The organism is Actinokineospora pegani (assembly GCF_009745975.1).
GTDB classification, from domain to species: domain Bacteria; phylum Actinomycetota; class Actinomycetes; order Mycobacteriales; family Pseudonocardiaceae; genus Actinokineospora; species Actinokineospora pegani.
Genome location: NZ_WHOL01000100.1, coordinates 14,161 through 34,866 on the forward strand (window position 1 = coordinate 14,161; position 20,706 = coordinate 34,866).

Sequence of the window (20,706 nt, forward strand, 5' to 3'; positions counted from 1 at the left end):
CGGGGTCGCGATGCGCGCGGCGTTGGCTGGTCTGACGACCAGGGGGCGGTGCCTGCTGGCCGCCGGGCTGGCCGCGGCGCTGTGCTCGCTGGTCCTCAACGAGCGGGACCTGCTGCGGGTGTCGGTGTTCGTGGTGGCGCTGCCGCTGCTGGTGTGCTGGCTCACCGCGGCGACGCGGGTCGGCCTGCGGGCGCAGCGGCACATCACGCCGAGCCGGGTGCCGGTGGGCGGGCAGGCGGGCGTGGTGCTCGCCGTGCGCAGCACCGGGCGGCTGCCGACGGTGGGCCTGCTGGTCACCGACGGCGTGCCCTACGCGCTGGGCGGCAAACCCCGCTTCCTCATCGACCGGCTGCCCCGGCACTCCGGGACGCGGCTGCAGTACGCGGTGCGGCCGATGCTGCGCGGCGTCCAGCAGCTCGGCCCGTTGCGCGCCACGGTCACCGACCCGTTCGGCCTGGCCGAGTACGAGCGCGAGCTGACCGGGCAGTCGCGGTTGGTCGTGGTGCCGAAGGTGCACTCGTTCGCCAGCGCGCCCGGCGGTTCCGGCCTGGGCTCCGGCGACGACGGCTCGCACCGGCTCTCGGCCGGGCAGGGCGATGACGACGCCGTGGTGCGCCCGTACCGGCAGGGCGACGACCTGCGCAAGGTGCACTGGCGCTCCACGGCCAAGCGCGACGAGATGATGGTGCGGGTCGAGGAGAGCCCGTGGCGCGGCGGCACGACGGTGCTGCTCGACCACCGGCAGCACGGCCACCGCGGCTCCGGGGCCGACTCGAGCCTGGAGTGGGCGATCTCCTTCGCCGCCAGCGCCTGCCTGCACCTGCACCGCTACGGCCACCAGGTCCGGCTGGTCACCGAGAGCGGCTCGGTGCTGGTCTCCGACACCGGCGACGGCGGGCACAGCGACACGATGGTGCTCGACGCGCTGGCCGCGCTGAGCCCCTCGCACCACCGGGACATCTCCTGCCCGGCCGACCCCGGCGGCGGCCAGGAGCTGATCGCGGTGCTGGGCAGCGCCACCCCGGAGCAGCTCGGCGCGCTGATCCGCTACCGCAACCGCGGCGCGCGCAGTCTGGCCGTGCTGCTCGACACCCGGGCCTGGGGCGCGCAGAGCCCCTCGGTCGACCCGACCGGCGCGGCGACGCTGCTGGCCGGGGCGGGCTGGGGGGTCACGGTGGCCCGGCCGGACCTGCCGATGAACCGGGTGTGGTCCAGCCTGCACCGCTCGGGTTCGCGCCGGGACGGGACGATGATCACCGGAGCGGGGTCGTGAGCACTCAGCAGACCGAACACAGCGCGCAGGACACCGGTCGGCACGCGCCGGACCGCTCGTCGGAGGCCGCGCAGTGGTCGACGACGGTGACCCCGGTGGTCGCCGCGCTGACGACGCTGTGCGCGTCGACGGCGCTGGCCGGGGTGGTCGAGGGGGTGCGCTGGCTCGGCTACGCGGGCGTCGCGGTGATCGTCGTGGCCGCGGTCGGCATGGGCCTGCGCGCGCTGCGCACACCGACGGTCCTGGTCGGCCTGGCGCAACTGGCGGCGCTGCTGTGCCTGCTCGTCGCGCTGTTCACCGACGACGGCGTGCTGGGCGTGTTCCCCGGCCCGGACGCGTTCGCCGCGCTCGGCGACGTGCTCGCCATGGCGGTGGAGACCGTCCAGGTCGGCGTGCCGCCGGTCGAGGCCGCCACGCCGGTGCTGTGCCTGGTCGTCATCGCGATCGGGCTGGTGGCGGTGCTGGTGGACACCCTGGCCGTGGCCGCGGGCGCGCCCGCGGCGTGCGGGCTGGTGCTGCTGTGCGTCTACGCGGTGCCCGCGTCGCTGGCCGACGAGATGCTGCCGTGGTGGTCGTTCGTGCTCGGCGCGGTGTCGTTCGCGGGGTTGCTGGCCGTCGACGGCACCCAGCGGCACCAGTTATGGCACAACCGGCCGCCGATGCCCGTCTCCGCCCGGGGCCTGGGCGCGCCCAGCGCGGTGGTGGCCGTCGCGCTGACGCTCGGCCTCGTCGTGGGGGTCTCGGTGACCGGCATCGGCACCGTGGGCGGGCTGCCGGGCAACCCGGCGGCAGGCTCCGGCGGCGGGCTGGCGCTCAAGCCGTTCACCGCGCTGCGCGGGATGCTCGACCAGGGCGCGAACGCGGAGCTGTTCCGGGTGCGCGGCCTGGGCTCCGAGGGCCGCTACCTGCGGGCGATGACGCTGCCGAGGTTCGACCGCAACGGCGGCTGGGTGGCCGCCGACGCGCTGTCGGTGGACGTGCGGGTCGAGGGCTCGCTGCCGCCCGCCCCCGGCGACCAGGGCAGTGGGTCGACCACGCGGATCGAGATTGAGCCGGTGAGCTCGCAGGACCTGTGGGCGCCGGTGTACGGCATCCCGCGCCGGATCGAGGGCCTGCCCGCGGACATGTACTACGACGTCGCGGGCGGGATGGTCTACTCGCGCAGCCCCCGCACCCTCGACACCTACGTCGAGCACGCCGACCTGAGCCACCCCGACGCCGCCGACCTGCGCCGGGCGAGCGCCCAGTACCCGTCGAGCATCGGCGTCTACCTGGGCGCGGAGGGCATCGACCAGGAGGTCGTCGACCTGGCGTCCCAGCTGACCCAGGACGCGGACAACCCGTTCGACAAGGCGCTGGCGCTGAAGGGGTACTTCAGCCCGGAGAACGGCTTCCGGTACGACACCCAGACCGGCACCTCCAGCGACGAGGACGCGCTCGAGGAGTTCCTGTTCCGGTCCAAGCTGGGGTTCTGCGAGCAGTACGCCTCGGCCATGGCCATCCTGGCCAGGGCCGCGGGCCTGCCCGCCCGGGTCGCGATCGGCTACACCGGCGGCTACCTCACCGGCGACTACCGCACCATCACCACCCAGGACGCGCACGCCTGGGTCGAGGTCTTCTTCCCGGGCAGCGGCTGGGTCACCTTCGACCCCACCCCGCTGGCCGACGGCCGCGCCTACCAGCCGCCGTACGTCGAGAACGGCGGGGGCACCACCGCCCCGCCGACGACCACGACCACGGAGCCCGTCCCCACCGAGGCCCCCGCCCCGACCGTGGGCCCGCTCGACCCCGGTGACGGCGACTTCACCCAGGGCGGGGGGCGCGTCGGCGGATCAGGCGCGTCGTTCTCCCTGCCCTGGCAGGTCTGGGCGGGTCTGGTCCTGCTCGTCGTCGTGGTCGGTGTGGGCGCCCCGACGACGACGGCCGTGCGCCGCGACCCGCGCCAGGCCCGGGTGCCCGTGCTGGCGATCGCCGCGCTGGCGGTGGCCGCCGTGGTGGTGTTCCTCGGCGCCGTCTCCTGGTGGCTGGCCGCGCTGGTCATCCCCCTGGCGGTCCTCGCCGTGCCGGTCGCCCTGCGCACCTGGCGCCGCCGCGAGTCCCGCGCCGCCATCACCGACCTCCAGGCCGACCAAGCCTCCGCCGCCTGGTCGGAACTGGTCGCCGAGTCCCGCGACCGCGGCGCCCAGGTCCCCGAATCCGACACGGTCCGCTCCACCGCCCGCCGGATGGTGCACACCCACAACCTCGACGACCAGGGCCAGTCAGCCCTGCGCACGGTCGTCGTCTCACTCGAGCGGAGCTGGTACGGCGGTCTCCCCGGCCAGGACCCCACCCTGCCCCCAGCGTTCGACGAGGTCGTGGCGAGCCTGCACCGCTCAGCCCCCCTGGGCTGGAAGGACAAGCTCCTCCCCCGCTCGATCGTGCGCCGCAAGCCCAAGAAGCCCACCAACGAGAACTAGGTCGTGTTTCGAAAGCCGCTGTCCGCGATAGCCGCGCCGGGGCGGCCCCTGATCACGACTCTCATCGAACGAACTTCCGAAACACGACCTAGCCCCACCGCCCCACCCAAAGCACCCAGCGTCCGCCTCCACCAAAATCTCCCAGCGCCCGACCTACGGAGATCTCCCAGCACCCCCACCGGCCACAGGACCACCCAGAACACAGCGGCGCCCGCCCCCCGAAGATCCCGGGGGCGGGCGCCACGCTGTCTGTCCTGTGGAGGAGCCTAACGCTCCTCGTCGAAGCGGCGCTTGAACCGCTCCTCCATCCGTTGCGAGAACGAGCTGCGATTGCGCGCGGGGGTCGCACCCCCGCCGCCGCCGCCTTCGGACTCCTCACCGGATTCCGCGGCCTCGCCCCCCCGCCGCATCGCCGTCAGCGTCACCAGGGCGCCGCCGAACATCGCGAGGAAGCCGAGCAGGCTCAACGCGGGGAACCCGTTGAAGTTGAAGGCCACGCCCACCACGAGGAGGGCTACCCCCACGATGAACAGTGCGATGCCCAACAGCCGCCGTCGGCGGGACGGCTTGCGCAGGCGGGCACCTCGGACGGTGGACGCGAATTTGGGGTCCTCGGCGTAGAGAGCGCGCTCGATCTGGTCGAGCAGTCGCTGCTCGTGCTCGGAGAGTGGCATCTTTCCTCCTCCGGCACAGTCGCGGGCGCCGGGCGATCACGGGTTGCCGCCGGACCCGGCGGGCACCCCGCACGGGGGTGTCACAACCCAGGATACGGGCCCTCGCGCCGGAGGACTACCCGATCCCGGATCACGAGTCGACGGGTTTTCGCCACGCGCCCGTCACCGGTGGGTCCACCCCGGGTCACGGGGCGTGGCGGTGACGGTCGGTGACCGCTCACGCGCGGGCCGCGTCGTGGGCGTGCTGGGCGGCCTGGCGGTCGGCCTCGGCTCCCGTCGCGATGGGCGCGGCGACCAGCGAGTCGGGGATGGCGAAGGCGTCGACCAGGTCCGCGACGTGCGGGCGCAGGTGCTGGCACAGGGTGTTGACCGCGCCGGTGACCGCCTTGGCCCTGGCCGCGGTCATCCGGCCGTGGCCGAGGAACCAGTCCAGGTCGGCCTCGATCTGCGAGAGCACGTGCAGGTCACACACCCTGCTCAGCAGCGCGGCGACGGCCTCGTCCGCGCACCGGTCGATGGCCGCGACGAACGCCTCCAGCACGACCCGCTCGATGTGCACCCTGGCCGCGCGCAGCACGTGGTCCTGGGCGTTGTTGAACACCTGGAACGGGTCGGCGTCGGCGTCGCCCGCCTTGCGCAGGCGGCGCACGGCGGTGTCGAGGACGTGCTTCTCCCGGTCCTCGAACAGCTTGAGGTGCCAGCCGCGGTCGAGCAGGTCGGTCTCGTCGTCGTTGGGGGTCACGGCGTTGACGAGCTTGTCGATCAGCGACCGGGCCGCGGTCCGCTCGATGACGGTGTCGACCACCTGGTCGGCGACGAACCGGGCCATGCCGACGCTGCCCAGCTCGCCGACGTGCTGCCGGTAGCCGGTGAGCAGGCCCTTGGCGACGAGCTGCTGCAGCACGGTGTTGTCGCCCTCGAACGTGGTGAACACGTCGGTGTCGGCCTTGAGCTGCGGCAGCCGGTTCTCGGCCAGGTAGCCCGCGCCGCCGCAGGCCTCCCGGCAGGCCTGGATGGTGCGGGTGGCGTGCCAGGTGGTGGCCGCCTTGAGCCCGGCGGCGCGCGACTCGAGCTCGCGCTGGCGGTGTTCGTGGGCCTCGGTGTTCTGCTCACCGTCGGTGTACTCGACGGCGGCGTCGTTGGCCTCGCTCAGCTCGTGCAGGGTCGTGACCAGCTCCTCCTGGGCGAAGTGCAGCGCGTAGGAGGTGGCCAGCGCGGGCAGCAGCTTGCGCTGGTGGGCCAGGTAGTCCAGGACCACGACCTCCCGGTCGCGGCCGGGCGCGTCGAACTGGCGGCGGACCAGGCCGTAGCGCACGGCGATGGTCAGCGCGCTCTTGGTGGCGCTGCCCGCCGCGCCCGCGACGCTGATCCGGCCGCGGATCAGGGTGCCGAGCATGGTGAAGAAGCGGCGGCCGTCGCTGTCGATGGGGCTGGTGTAGGTGCCGTCCTCGGTGACGTCGCCGTACCGGTTGAGCAGGGACTCGCGGGGCACGCGCAGGTGGTCGAACCAGATCCGGCCGTTGTCGACGCCGTTGAGGCCCGCCTTGCGCCCGCAGTCCTCGATGCGCACGCCCGCGACCAGGTTGCCCCCGTCGTCGCGGATCCGCACGAGCAGCGCGTGCACACCCCGGCTCCGGCCACCCACGACGAGCTGGGCGAACACCACGGCCATGCGCCCGTCGCGGGCGGCGTTGCCGATGTAGTCCTTGCGCGCGCCGTCGTGCGGGGTGTGCAGCTCGAACTGGCCGGTCGCCTGGTCGTAGGTCGCGGTGGTGCGCAGACTTTGCACGTCGGAGCCGTGCCCGGTCTCGGTCATCGCGAAGCACCCGGGCGTGTCCAGCTCCATGATCGCGCGCAGGTGCGCGTCGTGGTGGCGCTCGGTGCCCAGCGCCTCGACGGCCCCGCCGAACAGGCCCCACTGCACGCCCGCCTTGACCATGACGGACAGGTCGCCGAAGCCGAGCATCTCGAACGAGGTCAGCGACCCGCCGGTGTCGCCGTCGCCGCCGTAGCGCTTGGGGAAGCCGACGCGGGGGTAGCCCGCCTCGGCCAGCAGCTTGAGCTCGCCGAAGACCTGGGCGCGGTGCTCCTCGGTGCTCAGGTCGTGGGTGGCGGGCGAGGGCAGTTCCGACATCCGCTGCCTGGCCTGCCTGCGCACGTGCCCCCACCTGCCGTCCAACAGCTCGGTCAACCTGTCCACCGAAGCGGCGGGGGTGGCGGGGATGTCCATCGTGTCCTCCCGGATCGTGCTGCTGACCCACTCCCCGCCGACGCTAACCGCGCCCGTCGCGGCGCGCCGGGTGTGCGAGGTCCGCCCGGGTGCGGTTTCCTGGCCCGATGGACCCGGTGGCCGCCCTCAAGCTGATCGCCCTGTCGCTGGAGCGGGCCGCCGCGCCCACCCAGAAGGTCCGCGCCTTCCGCCGTGCCGCGGCGGTCCTCGCCGAGCTGCCCGCGGGCGAGCTGGAGACCCGCCTCACCGGCGGCACGCTGGAGGAACTCCCCGGGATCGGGGCCTCCACCGCCCGCGCCATCACCCAGGCGGCGGCCGGGGCCGAGCCGGACTACCTGACCGACCTGCTGGCCGCCCAGCCCCCCGAGCTCGAGGGCGGGAGCCCGCTGCGCGAAGCCCTCCGTGGCGATTGCCACACCCACTCGACGTGGTCCGACGGCGGCAGCCCGATCCGCGAGATGGCCGAGGCCGCGATCGCCCTCGGCCACTCGTGGATGGCCGTGACCGACCACTCCCCCCGCCTCCGGATCGCCAACGGGCTCTCCGCCGAGCGCTTGGAGCAGCAGTTGGCTGAGGTGGCCGAGCTGAACGAGGCGCTGGCGCCGTTCCGCGTCCTCACCGGCATCGAGGTCGACGTCCTCCTGGACGGCGCGCTGGACCAGTCCGAGGAGCTGCTGTCGCGGCTGGACGTCGTCGTGGCCAGCGTGCACTCCAAGCTCGCCATGCCCGCCGCGGAGATGACCGAGCGGCTGCTCACCGCGGTGGCCAACCCGCACGTGGACGTCCTCGGCCACTGCACGGGCAGGCTGGTCGGCGCCAAGAAGCGCCCGGAGTCGCGGTTCGACGCAGGCGCGGTGTTCTCCGCGTGTGCCGAGCACGGGGTCGCCGTGGAGATCAACTCCCGGCCGGAGCGCCTGGACCCGCCCCGGCGGCTGCTGGCCCAGGCGCGGGACCTGGGGTGCCGGTTCGCGATCGACTCCGACGCGCACGCGCCGGGGCAGCTGCACTGGCTGCCCCGCGGGTGCGCGCGGGCCCAGGAGTGCGGGATCGGGCCGGATCGGGTGATCAACACCCTGGACGCGGACGCGTTCCTGGACCGGCCGCGCACGCCCTGACTCAGGCGGTGTCCTGCTGGCGGATCGACTGCGCCGGGGTGGCCACGGCGGAGGTGAACTCGCGCAGGCCGCGCAGCAGCGCCCCCCGCCCCTGGGTGCTCATCCGCTCCAGGACCTCCGCCAGGCCCGCGCGGCGGGCGGCCCGCAGCCGGTCGAGCAGGCTCGCGCCGTCGCTGGTCAGCACCAGTTCGACCTCGCGGCGGTCGGCGGTGGCGGGGCGGCGGTCGAGCAGGCCCGCGGCCTGCAGCCGGTCGCAGACCCGGCTCGCCGACGAGGCGATGGTGCCCAGCTCCTCGGTGAGGCGGGTGAGGTTGATGGGCTCGTTGGCCCCGATGAACTCGAGCGCTCTGAGCTGGACGGCGGGGACCTTGGGGTAGACCGAGGCGGTGGCCTTGGCCAGGAGGGAGCCCAGGACGCCCGCCGCGATCTCGGTCATGGCCGCGGGGTCGGGTGGGTCCGGCGTGGGAGCGGGCCAGGACGGAGCCATACTTCAACTCTCGCACACTGGCGGCCCGAGCGGGCCCATGCCTGCCGGAGGCCACTCGTGATCGCCGCTGACAGCCTGCGCGCCCTCGGGGTGGCGCTGAGAGCCCTGCCGCTGCACTCCCTCGCCGACGGGTTGCCTGCTGTGCTGGCCGAGCACGTGGGGGTCAAGGGGGCCGTGGTGCGGTTGGTCGACTACCCGGCGGTCCAGCTCGTGTCGGTGGCCGACCCGCGGGACGCCGTGCCGATCGCGGGGACCGTGGTGGGAGCGGCCTACCGGGAGCAGCAGGCGGTGCTGGACGGCCCGGAGGCGCACCTGCCGCTGGTGTGCCGGGGGCACTGCCACGGGGTGTTGAGCGGGACCGTGCAGGACGCCGAGCTGGCGGAGCTGGCGGAGGTCGCCGACGCGGTCGCCGACGCGCTGCAGGTGGCGGACGTGGGCACCGACCAGCTCACCCGGGCTCGGCGGGACCGCCGGATGACGGTGGCGGCGGAGATGCAGTGGGACCTGCTGCCCGCCCGGGGCCTGGCGTGCGCGGAGTTCACCCTGGCGGGGCAGCTCGAACCCGCCTACAGCGTCCGCGGGGACAACTTCGACTGGAGCCTCGACCCCGGCCACCTGACCCTGACGCTGACCAACGGGTGGGGCGAGGGCATGGACGCGGCCGTGGTCACGGCCATCGCGATCTCGGCGATGCGCAACGCGCGGCGCTCCGGGCACGGGATCGCGGAGGCCGCCGCGCTCGCCGACCAGGCCGTCTACGGTCAGTACGCCGGGGAGCGGTCGGTGGCGGCGCTGCTGATGTCGATCGACCTGGCGACCGGGGCGATGAGCGTCGTCGACTGCGGGTCGCCGGAGCTGTGGCTGGTGCGCGACGAGGCGTGCACGCGGATCGACCTCGACCGGCAGGTGCCGCTGGGCGCGGTGGAGGAGACGCTGTACCGGGTGCAGCCGGAGCGGCTGCTGCCCGGCGACCGGCTCGTGGCCGTCAGCGACGGCGTCTTCGACTCCAGCGACGGGGAGCGGACCTACGCCGACACCTCGCTGCCCCGCACGCTGCGCACGACGCGGGGGCTGCCGCCTGCCCAGGTGGTGCGGGCGGTGCTCAGCGACTTGGCCCTCTTCCGCGACCACCGGGAACTCGACGACGACGCGGTGGTCGTGTGCCTGGACTGGCGCGGCTAGGCCGTTTTTCGGAAGTTCGTTCGATGAGAGTCGTGATCGGGGTGGTTCCTGGCCGTGCGGGGCCGCATCCGGCGCGGCTATCGCGGACAGCGGCTTTCGAGACACGGCCTAGCTCGCCGCCGCTGTCTGCAGGACGGCCGACAGGCCGGTCACCGCGAGGATGCGGTTGAGGAACGGTGGCACGTCGCGGAGCACGAGGCAGGCGCCGCTGTGGGAGAGCGCCGCCTTGTGCACGGCGATGAAGACGCTCAGGCCGCTGGAGTCGACGAAGCTGAGTCCGGCCAGGTCGACCACCAGTTCGGTGTCGTCGGCCAGCAGGTCGAGCAGGTCCTGCCGGAACTCGCCTGAGTTGTGCATGTCCAGTTCGCCGACCGCGGTGACCAGGACCCGGCCGCCCGCGACGGCGGCGTTGTGGTGGAAGTCGTTCATGGCGGCGGCGGTCCAGACGTCAGCGGGGAGGGGTCGCGCTCTCGGTCGCCGCGGACTCGCCCGGGGTCGGGCCCCTCCCGCGACGGGAGAGGAACCAAGATTACTGCGCCTCGGCCGGTCCCGCCGCCGCACGGGTGCGACTCACCGGCAGATCGGCGGGCAGGGCGAAGTCGGCCCACACCCACTTGCCGTCGTTGGCGAGCACCTCGTGGCCCCAGGCGGAGCTCAGCGCCTCGACGATGATCAGCCCCCGGGAGCGCTCGGACAGCAGCGAGGGCTGCCTGCGCACCGGGATGCCGCGCGACCGGTCGCCCACGCGCAGCCGCACCGCGCCGTCGAGCGCCCAGACCTCGACGTCGACCGACCCGGAGCCGTGCTCGATGGCGTTGGTGACCAGCTCGGACACCGACAGCACGATGTCGCCTGCCAGGGCGGCGGGCACCGACCAGGCGCCCAGCGCGGCGCCGACGAACTCCCTGGCCTCGCCCACCGAGTCCTCGACCGCGGGCAGCCGCGTGCTCGACCGACGCGCCCCGGCCGCGCCCGGCCCGCTGCTCACCGCGCTCCCGTCCACCGCCACCGTCCTCGGGGGATCACACGCCTGCTGCCACCACGCCCCGGTCACCGCGACCGGGGCGCGGCCCAGGTGCGCGTCCCGCTTGGTCACCACCGGCGCCAGCCGGATCGCCTGCTCGTCCACGCTCCGGTGGGTACCCCGCGCTGGGCGGGATGAACCACCTCGGCCCTCACGCGCTGTCTGCGAGCCCGAAGACCTCGGACAGACCCGTGATCTGAATGATGCGGCGGACCCGATCGTGCGGGGCGGCCAGGGTCAGCACGAGGCCCTTCTGCTCGGCGGCCGCACGGGCGGCGACGAGCACCCGCAGACCGGCGGAGTCCATGAACTCGACCCCGGCCAGGTTCACCCGGACCCCGGTGGCGCCCGGCACCCGCACCGCGTCGGCCAGCTTGGCCTCCAACTGCGGGGCCGTGGCCAGGTCGACCTCCCCGGTCACCGCCACGACGACCGGGTCGACGCCCTCGGTGTTGATCTCCACGTTGTTCCTTCCCTCCCGGCTGGGCCGCGCCCCGCCGTGTGGTGACAGTAGTGGGCGCGGGCCCGGCGCACCGGATCACCGCACGTGCGTGAGCGGCCGCACATTTTGCCCCAAGCGGGTGTGTTTCGCCCGCCGAGGGCCGGGGTAAGTCGTCGTCGCAACCCCGCGGCGCGGCGCGGGGCCGTGAGGAAGGAAGCAGCATGGCGGAGATCACCCGACTGCCCAAGCCGGTCGCCGACGAGTGGTCGTGGCAGCTCGAGGGCTCGTGCCGGGGGGCGGACAGCAGGGTGTTCTTCCACCCCGACGCCGAGCGGGGTCCCGCCAGGCACGCCCGCGAGGAGCGGGCCAAGGCGATCTGCCGGGAGTGCCCGGTGCTGGCGCAGTGCCGGGAGCACGCGCTCGCCGTGCAGGAGCCCTACGGCATCTGGGGCGCCATGGGCGAGGGCGAGCGGCGCACGCTCATCGCCCAGCGCCGTCGCGAGCTGCGCGTGTCCTGACCGTGGAGGCGCGGTGGCGGGCATCGGTCCCTAGCCTGCCATCGTGTCCTCGCCGAGGGCGTTGCGCAGCCGCTCGAGCGTCTTGGCCAGCAGCCGCGACACCTGCATCTGCGACACGCCGACCCGGCGGGCGATGTCGGCCTGGGACAGGCCGCGGAAGAATCTCAGCACGATGATCCGCTGCTCGCGCTCGGGCAGCTCCGCCAGCAGCGGGCCCAGGGCGCGGCGGTTGTCGACCTCGTCCAGCCGGTCGTCGGTGTAGCCGAAGCGGTCGCCCGAGGGCTCCGCGAGCCGGGCGTCCAGCGAGGTGCCCTGCTTGCCCGCGCTGGCGACGAGCGCCTCGTAGACCTGTTCCTTGGTCAGACCGAGGTGCTCGGCCAGCTCGCTGGGCTTGGGGGCCCGGCCCAGTTGCTGGCTGAGCTCGTTGCGCCCGGCCGCGACCGTGACGTGCAGCTCCTTGAGCTGCCGCGGGACGCGCACCGCCCAGCCGGTGTCCCGGAAGTGCCTGCGCAGCTCGCCCATGATCGTGGGGATGGCGAAGGCGTAGAAGTTGCCCCGCTCGACCTCGAACCGGTCGACGGCCTTGATCAGCCCGATCGTGGCCACCTGGACCAGGTCCTCGAGCTGGTCGCCGCGCCGGTCGAACTTGCGAGCCAGGTTGCGCGCGAGGTCCACGTGGTCGGCGACGAGTTCCCCGCGCAGCGCCGCGCGCCGCGGGTCGCCCTCGGCCAAGCCCGCCATCTCCTGGAACCGGGCGACGTCCTCGGCGTCGCGCCTGGCCTTGTCGGCCCGCGCCCGCTCGGCGGCCTCGCCTGCCTTCCCCGCGGGGCTCACGGCGACCCTGTGCCAGGGCCGCAGCTCAGCTCGATCGACACCCGGTGCCCGCCGTCGGCCTCCTCGACCCGCTCGCCCGCGGACTGGGCCAGCGCGGTGAGGATGCGCCAGCTCATCGCGTCGGCCGACGGCGGCGTCGGCTCGGCCGCGTCGACCGCGGCCAGCAGCGCCAGCCGGGCCTCGCCCGCCTCGAACCGGCATTCCAGCGACGTCCCCGGCACCGCGGCGCGCACCAGCATCAGGCACGCCTCGTCGACGGCCATCCGCAGGTCCTCGATCGCGTCGAGGTCGAAATCCATCCGCATCGCGATGTCCGCGGCGAACGAGCGGACCAGCGGCACCTGCTCGGCGTCGGCGAACACCCGCACCTCGACCGTCCGCACCCCGTGGGCGCGCACCGCCTGATCCGTCTCCACCATGCCTGCTTCGACCTCGGACACGCCTGACCTCCTGCCGTCCCGTGTTGTCCCGGGACCGTACCGCCCGGGAGGCAAATGGTGGAGCGGGGCGGGATTCGCGCCCCGCGGGGGCACCCTCACCACCCCGCTCCACAGCGGTTGGCTCATCGGGGCACACGACCCGACAACTGATACCCGATCGGGTAGATCGACAAACCACGCTGTCCCATTTTCTTGGAAACTTCTTCTCCGCGCAGGTCATCGGCGGTGCGGGTCCGGCAAGGTGGCCCCGGAGCGGTCCGGGGCCTCGCCGAGCAGCGCCGCCGGGCGGATCGCCAGGTCGCCGAACCGGGCCCTGGCCCGGTCGGCGGCCTGGTCGGCGTCGCGCCAGCCCTGCTCGGGCGCGTCGAGGGCGAGCTGCTCGGCCGCGCCCGCGCCGAGCTGCTCGACCCGCACCCCGATGAGCCGGACCGCGCCGGGCGGGGTCTGCTCGGCGAGCAACTGGGCGGCGGTGCGGTAGATCTCCTGGGTGACGTCCGTGGGCACGCTCAGGGTGCGGCTGCGGGTGATGGTGGTGAAGTCGCTGTAGCGGACCTTGATCACCACGGTGCGCCCGCGCAGGCCCCTGGTGCGCAGGGTCGCGGCGGTGCGCTCGGCCAACCGGAGCAGCTCCCGGCGCAGCAGGTCGCGGTCGAAGTGGTCGGTGGAGAAGGTCTCCTCGGCGCCGATGGACTTCTCCGCGTGCTCGGGGACCACCGCCCGGGCGTCGTGGCCCGAGGCCAGGGCGTGCAGGTGCTCGGCCATGGCCGTGCCGATGAGCCTGCGCAGCCGGGGCAGCGGGCAGGCCGCGACGTCGGAGACCCGGTCGAGGCCGACGTCGCGCAGCTTCTCGGCGGTCTTGCGGCCCACGCCCCACAGCGCCGTCACCGGCAGCGGGTGCAGGAAGGCGAGCACGTCGGTCTTGGGCACGACCAGCATGCCGTCCGGCTTGGCCAGGCCGGAGGCGAGCTTGGCGGTGAACTTGGTCGGGCCGACGCCGACCGAGCAGACGATGCCGTGCTCGGCGCGCACCCGCTCCCGGACGCGGGCGCCGACCCCGGCCGGGGTGGTGCGCAGCCGCTTGAGCGCACCGGAGACGTCGAGGAACGCCTCGTCCAGGCTCAGCGGTTCCACCAACGGGGTGATGTCGCGGAAGATGGCCATGACCCCCGCGGAGACCTCTTGGTAGAGGGCGAAGGTGGGCGGCAGGAAGACCGCGGTCGGGCACAGCCGCCTGGCCTGCCCGGTGGGCATGGCCGAGCGGACGCCGTACTCGCGGGCGATGTAGTTGGCCGAGGACACCACCCCGCGCGCGCCGACGCCGCCGACGACCACCGGCTGGTCGGCCAGCTCCGGCCGCTCCCGGATCTCCACCGAGGCGTAGAAGGCGTCCATGTCGACGTGCAGCACCGGGCAGCCGGAGTCGTCCGGCCACGACCGGCGCCCCGGCGGCCCCTCGACCGCCCGGTACCTCTCGACCAGCCCCTTGGGCAGGTCAGCGCTGCGCCCCATGCCGTGAGCAAACCACGGCGGACCGACAGCCCTCAGCCCGGCTTGCGGGCCAGCGCGTGCAGGCTGGTGGCGATGTCGCGCAGCGGCGGCAGCTCGGCCAGCGCGTCCTCCAGGTCGGCCAGCGAGTGCGGGTTGGCCTCGCGCACCGAGCGGCTGGCCAGGTCGGTGACCACGCCCTGCCCGCGCAGCGCCGCCACCACCAGGCCCGCGCCGGTGAGCAGGGCGGTGAGCGAGCCGGTGTCGAAGCGGCGCAGCAGCGCCTCGGCGGGCGCGCCGAGGACGCCGGTCGGGGCGGCGAGCAGGGCCGTGGCCTCGTCGACGCGGCCCGCCACGGCGCGGCTGAGCACGGTGGCGAAGCGGTTGGCGACCAGCGCCGAGACCGCGCCGCCCGCGACCGCGGCCCCGGCCAGGGCGGCGACGGTGGCCGCCGGGTCGTCGACGACCTCGAGCAGGCCGTGCGCGAGGACCAGGTCGGCGCTGCCGGGGGCGACGAGGTCGGCGAGGGCGTCGCTGTCGGCCTGCACGGCGGTGATCCGCTCGGCGACCCCGGCCTCGGCGGCCCGCCGGTGCAGGGTGGCCAGCGCGTTGGGGCTGGGCTCGACCACGGTGACGACGCACCCGGTCTCGGCCAGCGAGACGGCCAGCACCCCGCTGCCCGCCCCGACGTCGAGGACGTGCGGGGCCGCGCCCCGGCGGGCGCGGGCGGCGGTCAACTCGAGGTCGAGCACACGGCGAACAGCATCCGGTCGCATGGACACGGACTCTAGAGACTCTAAGGTCTAGGGCGTGCAAACGGTCGCAGTGCTCAGCCTCAAGGGCGGCGTCGGCAAGACCACGGTGGTGCTGGGCCTGGCCTCGGCCGCCCAGCGCCGCGGCGCCCGCACGCTGGTCGTCGACCTGGACCCGCAGTGCAACGCGACGGCCACGCTCGACCCGGCTGAGACCGAGGCCACACTGGCCGACGTCCTGGAGACCCCGCGCGCGTCGGTGCTGCGAGCGGCCATCGCCCGCAGCGCCTGGAGCGACCAGGTCGACGTGATGGTCGGCTCCGAGGAGCTGGAGTCGCTCAACGACCCGGACCCCGGGCAGCGCAGGCTGGAGAAGCTGGGGCGGGCGCTGGCGGAGCTGGGCTCGCTGCTGGCCGAGGGCGAGCTGCCCTACCAACTGGTGCTGATGGACTGCCCGCCGTCGCTGGGCAGGCTGACCCGGTCGGCGCTGGTGGCCGCGCAAGGGGCGCTGCTGGTGACCGAGCCCACGCTCTACGCGGTGTCGGGCGCGCAGCGGGCGTTCGAGGCCGTCGAGGACACCCGCGAGCGGCACAACCCGAACCTGGTGCCGCTGGGCGTGGTGGTCAACAAGGTGCGCACGCACTCCTACGAGCACCAGTTCCGGATCGCGGAGCTGCGGGAGAGCTTCGGGGCGCTGGTGATGCCGGTGGCGCTGCCGGACCGGTTGGCGGTGCAGCAGGCGCAGGGGGCGTGCATGCCCATCCACCAGTGGCACACGCCGGGCGCGCGGGAGGTGTCGCTGGCGTTCAACCTGCTGTTGGCGCGCGTGCTGCGCACCGGTGGCCGGGGCAGGCACCAGGCGATCGCGTGGCCGGACGACGATGACGAGCCGAGCACGGACGCGGACCCGGCGGCGGACTGATCCCGGGGGCATGCTGGTGCCATGCCCGAGGGTGACACCGTCTTCCGCACCGCCGCGCGACTGCGCGCGGCGCTGGTCGACCACGAGCTGGCCAAGGGCGAGCTGCGCCACCCGCGATTGTCCACTGTGGACCTCGCTGGCCGGGTGGCGGTCGGCGTGCGCAGCGTGGGCAAGCACCTGTTCATCCGGTTCGACCGCGACCTGAGCCTGCGCAGCCACCTGGGCATGGACGGCGCGTGGGACGTCTACGACCCGGGGGCGCGCTGGCGCAGGCCCGGGCACCAGGCGCGGGCGCTGCTGTCCACGGCGCAGCGGCAGGCGGTGGGCTTCAACCTGCACGAGATGGCGCTCGTCCGCACGGACGAGGAGGACCGGCTCGTCGCGCACCTGGGTCCAGACCTGCTGGCCGCGGACTGGGGACCCGCGCTGGCGGCGGAGGCGAGCAGGCGGCTGGCCGAGTCGCCGGGGCGGGAGTTGGGGTTGGCGCTGCTCGACCAGCGGGTGATGGCGGGCGTGGGCAACGTGTTCAAGGCCGAGATCTGCCACATCCTGCGCGTCTCACCGTGGTCCCCGGTGTCCGCTGTGGACGTCGACGAGGTGGTGGCGCTGTCGCGGGACCTGTTGGAGCGCAACAAGACGCGGGTGGAGCGCTGCACGACCGGCGACGAGCGCCGGGGCAGGCGGTTGTGGGTCTACGGACGGCGACGCGAGGGCTGCCTGCGCTGCGGCGCGCGGGTGGTCGCGGGGACGCAGGGCCGGGACGTTCGCGAGCGGGTCGCCTACTACTGCCCTGTCTGCCAGCCGGGCCCCACGGGCTGAGCGGGCGGTCGGGTCAGCAGAACAGCAGGCCGCAGGGCTTGGTGGTGGTCGTCGTCGTGACCGGCGGAGGCGGCGGGGGTGGGGGCGGCGGGGGCGGCTGCTGCGTGGTGCTGCTGGTGGTGGTGACCGGCGGCGGGGGCTGCCTGGTCGGCTCCTCGACGGGCGGCGGGGGCGGCTGCGCCTCGGACCCCGCGGTGGTCCTCGGGGTCGACGTCGTGGACGCGGTCGTCGTGGTGCTGGACGGCACGAGCACCGACACCGAGGTCACCACCTCGACGCTCGTGCGCTCGGTCGCCGGGGCCGGGATGGGCTCCGGCACGGCCTCGGCGGCGGGCCGCGAGGCGGGGAGGTCGCCGGGCAGCGGCTCGGCCGCCACGCCCTCGTAGAACAGCGCCGCGGTCGTCGCGCCGACCACGGCGCCCAGGGCCAGCCGCCTCGACCTGCTCAGCGAACTCCGCAACGACTGTCCCCCTCCAGGCAGCACGGGCACTTGTGAGTGAAATTCATACACGTCACATACCCGGTTGATCACCCTAGCATCCACCGAATGGGTGACTGGAAAACACGTTGAAGCCTTCCGGGCGACCGCCTACATTTGACGGCACACGAGAGAGGAGGTGGTCCAACAGTGATTTCCGCTTGGGCACGTGAGGTGACTGTCCGCTAAGGACCACCCATCGAAGATGGTTGCCGGCTCGCTCACGGCAGACACCGGTCACCCGGTGCCGTAGGCGCGGCGTGGTCGGCGAATACCAGGCAGTCACCCGGCCCCCGGGCTCTCAGGATGGTCCGTCCTGAGCCCTGGCCCGCACCCGCGGGACAGGGAGTCGCCCGGGGGCCGACCCATGCCCGGACCCGGGTCAGCCACTCTCGCCCTCCACCTGGCGCAGCTTGCGCCAGGCCAGTCCCGCGGCGCGCTCGGCCGCCTTGGCCTGGCGGCGGGCGGACTGCAACCGGCGGCGGGCGTCCAGTTCGGCGGTCTCGGCCTCGTCCAGCAGGGCGTTCAGCTCGCGGACCCGGTCCTCGGCCGCCGTCGTGGCCTCCTCGGCGTCGGCCACCGCGTGGTCGGCGCCCGCCCGGTCCGCCTCAGCCGCCTTGACCGCCGACCGCGCCTCCTTGACGGCGGCGCGGTCGACCGGCGGGGTCTTGGCACTGGGTCGCGTCTCGGGCCCGCGCTTGGCGGGGAGGGGCTTGGCGACGGTGAGACCGGGCCAGGACGGGGTGATCGCCAGGTCCCTGGCCGAGGTGACCTGGGCGTCCAGCAGCCGCTCGGTGGCGTCGGCGTCGGTGATGGCCGCGGTGAGCATGTCCTCCAGCTCCCGGGTGACCGCCTCGCTCGGGGACTCCCCCGCCGCCGCGGCGCGCACGAGGTCTCGGAGGAGCGCGGTGCGCTCGCGGGTCAGGGCGCGCAGGTCGGCCCCGGAGCCGTCGGTGTGCGCGGCGCGGAGGCGCTTGCCCAGGGAGACCAGGGAGTCGAGGGCCGCCTGGTCCTGGCGGACCAGGCGGTTGAGCAGCCAGGCCGAGGTGGTGGGTTTGGCCAGGCGTCTGATCTCGGCGGCGCGCGCGGTGTCGCCGTCCGCCTTCACCGCCTTCGCCCAGGTGTCGCGGGCGGCGGTGAACTCCTCTCGGGGCAGCGCGTAGAGGTCCCGGGCGCTGTGGACGTCGGTCACGGGGTCCATTCTCCCCGTGCGGGCGCTGGTGGGACGATTCGGCCGTGGTCTACCAGCAGATTTCCCGCAGCGTCCTGTTCCGCCTGGGGTCGGGGGACCCCGAGGTCGCCCACGAGCAGGTGCTCGCGGGCCTGGGCCGGGTGGGGGCGGCGCGGCCCGTCGTCGAGGGCATGGCGCGGGTGTTCGGGCCCAAGCGGGGGGCGACGGTGTTCGGGGTCCGGTTCCCCGGGCTCGTCGGGCTGGGCGCGGGCGCGGACAAGAACGGCGTGGCGCTGCGGGCGTGGCGGGGCCTGGGGTTCGGCTTCGTCGAGGTGGGCACGGTGACCCGGCACGCGCAGCCGGGCAACCCCAAGCCCCGGCTGCACCGGCTGCCCGAGAGCGGCGCCGTGATCAACCGGATGGGGTTCAACAACGCGGGCGCCGACGCGCTGGCGGCGACGCTGCGGCGGGTGGGGCCGCCCGGGGTGCCGCTGGGCGTGAGCATCGGCAAGTCCAAGGTGACCCCGGTCGAGGACGCGGTGGCCGACTACCGGCACTCGCTGCGCGTGCTGCACCCGTTCGCCGACTACTTCGCGATCAACGTCAGCTCGCCCAACACCCCGGGGCTGCGCGGCCTGCAGGACAAGGCGCAGCTCACCGAGCTGGTCGGCGAGCTGCGCCGGGAGACCCTGGCGCTGGCGTCCGGCTCGCTGCCGCCGACGCCGCTGCTGGTCAAGATCGCCCCCGACCTCTCCGACAACGCGGTCGCCGAGGTGCTGCAGGTGTGCGCCGACCACGGCGTGGCCGGGCTCATCGCCACCAACACCACGCTGGGCCGGGGCGGCCTGGACCCGAACGACGTCGAGACCGGGCAGCAGGCGGGTGGCCTGAGCGGCCGGCCGCTGACCGAGCGGGCCCGCGAGGTCGTGTCCTTCGTCACGCGCGAGACCGGCGGCGCGCTGCCGGTGATCGGGGTCGGCGGCATCATGACGCCCGACGACGCGGTGCGGATGCTCGACGCGGGCGCGCGGCTGGTGCAGCTCTACACCGGGTTCATCTACGGCGGGCCGCCGCTGGTGCGGGCGGTCAACCGCGCGGTCGAATCCCGCCGGTGAACTCGCCGCCGCGGTGCAGCCACCGCAGCAGGGGGTGACCGGCCACGACGGCCAGGCAGCCCCAGCCGATGCCGTCGACGGTCATCCCGCCCAGGGTCAGCTCGAGGTCGCCGACCCCGGCGGCCACGGCCACGGCCACGACGGTGAGGTTGACCGGGTCGGCGAAGTCGACCGCGTTCTGCTGCCAGATCCGCACGCCGATCAGGCCGATCATCCCGTACAGCAGCAGTGAGGCCCCGCCGAGCACGCCCGCGGGGACGGTGTCGATGAGCGCGCCGAACTTGGGGCTCAGCGACAGCAGCACGGCCACCAGTGCGGCGACCACGTAGGTGGCGGTGGAGTGCACGCGGCTGATCGCCATGACGCCGATGTTCTCGGCGTAGGTGGTGGTGCCGGAGCCGCCGCCCGCGCCCGCCAGCGACGTGGACAGGCCGTTGGCGATCAGCGCGTCGCCCACCGTCCCGTCGACGTTGCGGCCGGTGATCGCGGCGACCGCCTTGACGTGCCCGACGTTCTCCGCGACCAGCACCAGCACGACCGGGATGACCAGCAGGATCACCGAGGGCCGGAACTCCGGGCTCTGGATCTGCGGCAGCCCGACCCACCCGGCCGCGCCGAGCCGGTCGAGCTTGTCCGGGTCGATGCCGCCGGTTAGCACCGCGGTCAGCCACCCCGCGAGCACCCCGACCAGGATCGACACCCTGGACAGCAGGCCGCGCGGGACGAGCGTGCAGCCCAGCACCACGCCCAGCGTCACCACCGCGATCAGCGGCTGCTTGCCGAAGGAGTCGGCGGCGTCCGGGGTCAGCTTCAACCCGATGATCACCACGACCGCCCCGGTGACGACCGGTGGCATGACCGACTCGAGCAGCCGCACGCCCAGCGCCTTGACCGCGACGCCCACGCCCATCAGCAGCAGCCCGCCGACCAGGACGCCGCCGAGCTTGGCCGCGGGGGTCTCCCCCGCGGCTGCCTGCAGCGGGGCGATGAACGCGAACGACGACCCGAGGTAGGCCGGGATGCGGTTGCGGGTGATGACCAGGAAGAGCAGTGTGCCCAACCCGGAGAACAGCAGCGTGGTGGTCACCGGGAAACCGGTGGCGAGCGGGACGACGACGGTCGCGCTGAACATCGCGGCGACGTGCTGGACGCCGAGGCCGATGGTGAGCGGCCAGCTCAGCCGCTCGTTCGGGGCGACGACCTCGCCGTCGCGGAGACGGCGACCGTCCCCGTGCACGGACCACACGGTCACCCTCGCCCCTCCACACCCCGGTGCCCCCGACCGG

At 74.1% G+C, this 20,706-nt stretch carries 21 protein-coding genes; 8 read left to right on the top strand and 13 right to left on the bottom strand.

Going from position 1 to position 20,706, the window contains the following annotated elements; all coding sequences use genetic code 11:
• The first annotated feature begins 10 nt into the window (after positions 1–10).
• Both GCL84_RS19010 and GCL84_RS19015 read left to right on the top strand, forming a co-directional pair.
• A complete protein-coding gene (locus GCL84_RS19010; protein WP_156756859.1) occupies positions 11–1,273 on the top strand; it encodes a DUF58 domain-containing protein in 1,263 nt (420 codons plus the stop codon).
• A complete protein-coding gene (locus tag GCL84_RS19015) occupies positions 1,270–3,732 on the top strand; it encodes a transglutaminase family protein (RefSeq protein ID WP_156756860.1) in 2,463 nt (820 codons plus the stop codon). Before GCL84_RS19010 ends, GCL84_RS19015 begins: the two co-directional genes overlap by 4 nt.
• 266 nt (positions 3,733–3,998) lie before the next feature.
• Here GCL84_RS19015 and GCL84_RS19020 read toward each other — a convergent pair whose 3' ends face one another.
• Both GCL84_RS19020 and GCL84_RS19025 read right to left on the bottom strand, forming a co-directional pair.
• Complete coding sequence (locus GCL84_RS19020) at positions 3,999–4,406, bottom strand: DUF3040 domain-containing protein (protein ID WP_156756861.1); 408 nt, start codon at positions 4,404–4,406, stop codon at positions 3,999–4,001.
• A 217-nt stretch (positions 4,407–4,623) separates the two neighbouring features.
• The gene (locus GCL84_RS19025; protein WP_156756862.1) at positions 4,624–6,636 is read right to left on the bottom strand and encodes an acyl-CoA dehydrogenase family protein; all 2,013 of its coding nucleotides are present in this window, start codon (positions 6,634–6,636) and stop codon (positions 4,624–4,626) included.
• Positions 6,637–6,743: 107 nt separating this feature from the next.
• Between GCL84_RS19025 and GCL84_RS19030 the strand changes: the two genes are divergently transcribed.
• Positions 6,744–7,751 carry a PHP domain-containing protein gene (locus GCL84_RS19030; protein WP_156756863.1) on the top strand — a complete coding sequence of 336 codons (1,008 nt, stop codon included), beginning with the start codon at positions 6,744–6,746 and terminating at the stop codon, positions 7,749–7,751.
• Between the two features lies 1 nt (position 7,752).
• On the opposite strand, the gene GCL84_RS19035 is transcribed toward GCL84_RS19030, so the two are convergent.
• A complete protein-coding gene (locus GCL84_RS19035; RefSeq protein ID WP_197523354.1) occupies positions 7,753–8,187 on the bottom strand; it encodes a MarR family winged helix-turn-helix transcriptional regulator in 435 nt (144 codons plus the stop codon).
• Positions 8,188–8,295: 108 nt separating this feature from the next.
• On the opposite strand from GCL84_RS19035, the gene GCL84_RS19040 reads away from it, so the two are divergent.
• A complete protein-coding gene (locus GCL84_RS19040; protein WP_156756865.1) occupies positions 8,296–9,420 on the top strand; it encodes a PP2C family protein-serine/threonine phosphatase in 1,125 nt (374 codons plus the stop codon).
• A gap of 108 nt (positions 9,421–9,528) precedes the next feature.
• Here GCL84_RS19040 and GCL84_RS19045 read toward each other — a convergent pair whose 3' ends face one another.
• From GCL84_RS19045 to GCL84_RS19055, 3 genes are all read right to left on the bottom strand, one after another.
• The gene (locus GCL84_RS19045; RefSeq protein WP_156756866.1) at positions 9,529–9,849 is read right to left on the bottom strand and encodes an STAS domain-containing protein; all 321 of its coding nucleotides are present in this window, start codon (positions 9,847–9,849) and stop codon (positions 9,529–9,531) included.
• Positions 9,850–9,949: 100 nt separating this feature from the next.
• Entirely contained in the window at positions 9,950–10,549 is a 600-nt protein-coding gene (locus tag GCL84_RS19050; protein ID WP_235926432.1) for an ATP-binding protein, read from the bottom strand.
• A gap of 46 nt (positions 10,550–10,595) precedes the next feature.
• Positions 10,596–10,907, bottom strand: a complete 312-nt coding sequence (locus GCL84_RS19055; RefSeq protein ID WP_197523355.1) for an STAS domain-containing protein — start codon at positions 10,905–10,907, stop codon at positions 10,596–10,598.
• A 200-nt stretch (positions 10,908–11,107) separates the two neighbouring features.
• Here GCL84_RS19055 and GCL84_RS19060 point away from each other — a divergent pair, with 200 nt between their 5' ends.
• Positions 11,108–11,404 carry a WhiB family transcriptional regulator gene (locus GCL84_RS19060; protein WP_156756868.1) on the top strand — a complete coding sequence of 99 codons (297 nt, stop codon included), beginning with the start codon at positions 11,108–11,110 and terminating at the stop codon, positions 11,402–11,404.
• 30 nt (positions 11,405–11,434) lie between these two features.
• Here the strand turns inward: GCL84_RS19060 and GCL84_RS19065 are convergent, their stop codons facing one another.
• From GCL84_RS19065 to GCL84_RS19080, 4 genes are all read right to left on the bottom strand, one after another.
• The gene (locus GCL84_RS19065) at positions 11,435–12,145 is read right to left on the bottom strand and encodes a SigB/SigF/SigG family RNA polymerase sigma factor (RefSeq protein WP_156756927.1); all 711 of its coding nucleotides are present in this window, start codon (positions 12,143–12,145) and stop codon (positions 11,435–11,437) included.
• Positions 12,146–12,234: 89 nt separating this feature from the next.
• Positions 12,235–12,678 (bottom strand): ATP-binding protein, encoded by a 444-nt coding sequence (locus GCL84_RS19070; protein ID WP_197523356.1) that lies wholly within the window; start codon positions 12,676–12,678, stop codon positions 12,235–12,237.
• A gap of 216 nt (positions 12,679–12,894) precedes the next feature.
• On the bottom strand, positions 12,895–14,187 hold the full coding sequence (locus GCL84_RS19075) for a DNA polymerase IV (protein WP_156756870.1): 1,293 nt from the start codon (positions 14,185–14,187) through the stop codon (positions 12,895–12,897).
• 32 nt (positions 14,188–14,219) lie between these two features.
• On the bottom strand, positions 14,220–14,939 hold the full coding sequence (locus GCL84_RS19080; protein WP_156756871.1) for a class I SAM-dependent methyltransferase: 720 nt from the start codon (positions 14,937–14,939) through the stop codon (positions 14,220–14,222).
• 34 nt (positions 14,940–14,973) lie between these two features.
• On the opposite strand from GCL84_RS19080, the gene GCL84_RS19085 reads away from it, so the two are divergent.
• Positions 14,974–15,837: a ParA family protein gene (locus GCL84_RS19085; RefSeq protein ID WP_235926435.1), complete on the top strand. Its 864-nt coding sequence runs from the start codon at positions 14,974–14,976 to the stop codon at positions 15,835–15,837.
• Between the two features lie 21 nt (positions 15,838–15,858).
• A complete protein-coding gene (locus GCL84_RS19090; RefSeq protein ID WP_156756872.1) occupies positions 15,859–16,656 on the top strand; it encodes a DNA-formamidopyrimidine glycosylase family protein in 798 nt (265 codons plus the stop codon).
• A 13-nt stretch (positions 16,657–16,669) separates the two neighbouring features.
• On the opposite strand, the gene GCL84_RS19095 is transcribed toward GCL84_RS19090, so the two are convergent.
• Positions 16,670–17,116, bottom strand: coding sequence for a hypothetical protein (locus tag GCL84_RS19095; protein ID WP_156756873.1), 447 nt, complete (start codon positions 17,114–17,116; stop codon positions 16,670–16,672).
• A gap of 400 nt (positions 17,117–17,516) precedes the next feature.
• On the bottom strand, positions 17,517–18,326 hold the full coding sequence (locus GCL84_RS19100) for a hypothetical protein (RefSeq protein WP_156756874.1): 810 nt from the start codon (positions 18,324–18,326) through the stop codon (positions 17,517–17,519).
• A 44-nt stretch (positions 18,327–18,370) separates the two neighbouring features.
• Here GCL84_RS19100 and GCL84_RS19105 point away from each other — a divergent pair, with 44 nt between their 5' ends.
• Positions 18,371–19,420 carry a quinone-dependent dihydroorotate dehydrogenase gene (locus GCL84_RS19105; RefSeq protein WP_156756875.1) on the top strand — a complete coding sequence of 350 codons (1,050 nt, stop codon included), beginning with the start codon at positions 18,371–18,373 and terminating at the stop codon, positions 19,418–19,420.
• Here the strand turns inward: GCL84_RS19105 and GCL84_RS19110 are convergent.
• Complete coding sequence (locus GCL84_RS19110) at positions 19,392–20,672, bottom strand: uracil-xanthine permease family protein (RefSeq protein ID WP_197523357.1); 1,281 nt, start codon at positions 20,670–20,672, stop codon at positions 19,392–19,394. The genes GCL84_RS19105 and GCL84_RS19110 overlap by 29 nt on opposite strands.
• Positions 20,673–20,706 lie beyond the last annotated feature (34 nt).